The 2,893-nt window shown below is 67.5% G+C and carries 3 protein-coding genes; all 3 read left to right on the top strand.

Annotated elements, in window-relative coordinates; genetic code table 11:
• On the top strand, positions 1-1,067 hold a 1,067-nt coding region (tldD, locus tag Q0716_RS07820; protein WP_299021643.1), incomplete at its 5' end, for a metalloprotease TldD.
• Between the two features lie 268 nt (positions 1,068-1,335).
• A complete protein-coding gene (locus tag Q0716_RS07815; protein ID WP_299021642.1) occupies positions 1,336-2,481 on the top strand; it encodes a 3-deoxy-7-phosphoheptulonate synthase in 1,146 nt (381 codons plus the stop codon).
• Positions 2,482-2,554: 73 nt separating this feature from the next.
• Positions 2,555-2,875 (top strand): hypothetical protein, encoded by a 321-nt coding sequence (locus Q0716_RS07810; RefSeq protein WP_299021640.1) that lies wholly within the window; start codon positions 2,555-2,557, stop codon positions 2,873-2,875.
• Positions 2,876-2,893 lie beyond the last annotated feature (18 nt).

Raw genomic sequence — 2,893 nt, 5'->3', positions numbered from 1 at the left:
CGCACGACCCCATCGCCACGCTGGAGAGCGCCGCCAAAGTGGCGCTGCTCGAACGCGTCGAGCAGATGGCGCGCGCGCGCGACCCGCGTATCGTGCAGGTGATGGCCGGGCTGGCAGCGGAGTACGACGTGGTGCTGGTGGCGCGCGCCGATGGTGTGCTGGCGGCCGATGTGCGCCCCCTGGTGCGGCTGTCGCTGACCGTGATCGCCCAGCAAGGCGAGCGGCGCGAGGTCGGCACCTCGGGCGGCGGCGGTCGCTTTGGGCTCGACCGCTTCGACGACGCGCTGCTGGCGCGCTACGTGGACGAGGCGGTGCAGGCCGCGCTGACCAACTTGGAGTCGCGCCCCGCCCCGGCGGGCGAGATGACCGTGGTGTTGGGCCCCGGGTGGCCTGGCGTGCTGCTGCACGAGGCCGTGGGCCACGGGCTGGAGGGGGATTTCAATCGCAAAGGTTCCAGCGCGTTTGCCGGTCGCATCGGCGAGCGCGTCGCGGCCAAGGGTGTGACCGTGCTCGACGACGGCACCCTCGAGGGCCGACGCGGCTCGCTCAACATGGACGACGAGGGCAACGCCAGCCAGCGCAACGTGCTCATCGAGGACGGTGTCTTGCGCGGCTACTTGCAGGACCGGCTCAACGCCCGCCTGATGGGGGTGGCCCCCACCGGCAACGGTCGGCGCGAGAGCTATGCCCACTTGCCCATGCCGCGCATGACCAACACCTACATGCTGGCGGGCGAGCACGACCCGCAGGAAATCATCGCCAGTGTGCGCCGCGGTCTGTACGCCACCCAGTTCGGCGGCGGACAGGTCGATATCACCAGTGGCAAGTTCGTCTTTTCGGCCAGCAGCGCGTGGTGGGTGGAAAACGGCCGCCCCGTCTATCCGGTCAAGGGCGCGACCCTCATCGGCAGCGGGCCGGAAGCGCTCAAGCGCGTGGTCCTGATCGGCCGTGACCTCGCGCTCGACAGCGGCATCGGCACCTGCGGCAAAGAGGGCCAGAGCGTGCCCGTGGGCGTTGGGCAGCCGACCCTGCGCCTGGACGGGCTGACCGTGGGGGGGACGGCCTGATGGCCACCGTCGCAGCGCGCCCGAGCGTTGCACCCGCACGACAACGGCGCGGTGCGTGCGGGTTGTCAGCATCGTGTCATGCAGGCTGTGCTACAGTCAGGCCTATGCAACTGCGCGGCTTTTACTTCGGCACCTTTTGGTTCTCACGCGTCACCGACGGCAGAGAGGTCTGAAAGCGCCCTGTAACAGCCCACTGAACTCGAAACCGTCGGTCCCCACCGGCGGTTTTTTTTTGACTTCATCTCCCACCCTCTCCAAGGAGCGACCCATGAGCCCGAGCCCCAGCAAAGCCAGCAGCACCGATGCGTGGTATCCGCACCCGGCCGACCGCACCAGTCAGACCGACGACCAACGCATCGAGGACATCACCGTGCTGCCGCCGCCCGAGCATCTGATTCGCTTCTTTCCGATTCGCGGTACCGCGATCGAAAAGCTCATCACCCACACGCGCCGCGCCATCCACCAAATCCTGCACGGCAAGGATGACCGGCTGCTCGTCATCATCGGGCCGTGCTCCATCCATGACCCGGCCGCGGCCATGGACTACGCCCGGCGTCTGAAGGCGCTGCGCGATCAGCACGCCGACACGCTGGAGGTGGTGATGCGCGTGTATTTCGAAAAGCCACGCACCACGGTGGGCTGGAAAGGGCTGATCAACGATCCCTACCTGGACGAGAGTTTTCGCATCGATGAAGGCCTGCGTATCGCGCGCCAGCTCCTCATCGACATCAATCGGCTGGGGCTGCCGGCGGCGAGCGAATTTCTCGACGTCATCAGCCCGCAGTACATCGCCGACCTGATTGCCTGGGGTGCGATCGGCGCCCGTACCACCGAGAGCCAGGTGCACCGTGAGCTGGCCTCGGGGCTGAGCGCGCCCATCGGTTTCAAGAATGGCACCGACGGCAACATCCGCATCGCCACCGACGCCATTCAGGCCGCTAGCCGGCCGCACCATTTCCTGTCGGTGCACAAAAATGGCCAGGTCGCCATCGTACGCACCAAGGGCAATACCGATTGCCACGTCATCTTGCGCGGCGGCAAGCTGCCCAACTACGACGCCGATAGCGTGGCCATCGCCTGCCAGCAATTGCAAGAGGCCAAACTGCCCGCGCGCGTGATGGTCGACTGCAGCCACGGCAACAGCCAAAAACAGCACGAGCGCCAGGTGGACGTGGCGCGCGACATCGCTGGTCAGATCGCGGCGGGGTCGGACCGCATCTTTGGCATCATGGTCGAGAGCCACTTGCGGGCTGGGGCGCAGAAATTCACGCCCGGCAAGGACGACCCGGCCACGCTGGAATACGGCCGCAGCATCACCGACGCCTGCATCGACTGGGACACCTCGGTTCAGGTGCTGCAGATGCTGGCCGATGCCGTCGCGCAGCGGCGCTCGCGCAAGGCCAAGCGGGCATGAGCAGAGTGGGGCACGCGGCCGACGGGTCTCGGGTAGGATAGGCACCCATCGTCCCACCCCGCAAAGCCCTGCCATGCGCAACCACGTCATCGTTCACTTCGGCCCCGATCGGGAGTACACGTTCGACCTCGACGAGGTGCAGCCCATGCCGCACGAGCTGGCGCGGCAGTGGCTCGATCAGCAATTCATCGAGCTGGGCTGCGAGCCGCTGCGTCTGAGCGGCAAGGTGCTGACGGCCGACAAGGTGCTGGCCATCGCCCAGACCGTGGGCGAGGAGCGCTTTGCCGACCCGGCCCACCGGCCCTGGGCCATGGTGTACGCGCGCGCCGCCAGCAGCCTGCTCGGCAAGCCCGTCGTCAAGGTGGACGTGCCGGCGATGACCGTGGGCTACTGAGTGCCAGCGCGCGCGCGC

This window comes from uncultured Tepidimonas sp., from assembly GCF_938045175.1.
Lineage (GTDB): Bacteria > Pseudomonadota > Gammaproteobacteria > Burkholderiales > Burkholderiaceae_C > Tepidimonas.
Note: the sequence above shows the minus strand (reverse complement) of the source record. Positions and strands in the feature narration are given on the sequence as shown.